We start from the raw sequence: 657 nt of genomic DNA, 5'->3' as shown, positions 1-657 counted from the left end.
GCGTGTGGTTGGTACCGATAACCTTGTCGCCATTCGCAACATTCGTACGAGGGCCGAGAAAGAGTGCCCCATAGCTTCGCATGTTTTCGAGATACCAGTCATCCCGATCCGTCATGACCTGAACGTGCTCGCTTGCGATGTCGTTCGCAACGGCTAGCATTTCCTCATGCGTATCACACAGGATGATTTCGCCGTAGTCCGCCCAGCTTTTCGAAGCGGTGTCCGCCGTCGGGAGGATCGTGAGCAGACGGTCGATTTCAGAAAGCGTCTCTTCGGCCAGCTTCCTGCTGTTGGTTACAAGGACTGCGGGAGAATTGTATCCATGCTCCGCCTGACCCAATAGATCGGTCGCCACGATCTCTGCGTCTACCGTGTCGTCCGCGATGACCATCGTTTCCGTAGGACCCGCGAACAAGTCAATCCCTACGCGGCCGTAAAGCTGACGTTTGGCTTCGGCGACGAAGGCGTTGCCGGGTCCGACCAGCATATCGACGGGCCTGATTGTCTCGGTGCCGATCGCCATTGCGCCGATCGCCTGAATACCGCCAAGGACGTAGATTTCGTGCGCTCCGCCGAGATGCATAGCCGCGATCACGGCGGGATTCGGCTCACCCTTGAAAGGCGGCGTGGCAGCAATGATGCGCGGCACGCCAGCGA

Annotated in this window: 1 protein-coding gene; it reads right to left on the bottom strand. The window is 58.6% G+C overall.

Annotated features, from left to right (window positions below):
• A partial coding sequence (gene hisD / locus AB4Z23_RS27710) for a histidinol dehydrogenase (RefSeq protein ID WP_441361208.1) occupies positions 1-657 on the bottom strand: 657 nt, incomplete at both ends.

It is taken from the genome of Agrobacterium sp. MCAB5 (genome assembly GCF_052114365.1).
Taxonomy (GTDB): Bacteria; Pseudomonadota; Alphaproteobacteria; order Rhizobiales; family Rhizobiaceae; genus Agrobacterium; species Agrobacterium tumefaciens.
This window is presented reverse-complemented; position numbering and strand designations above follow the sequence as displayed.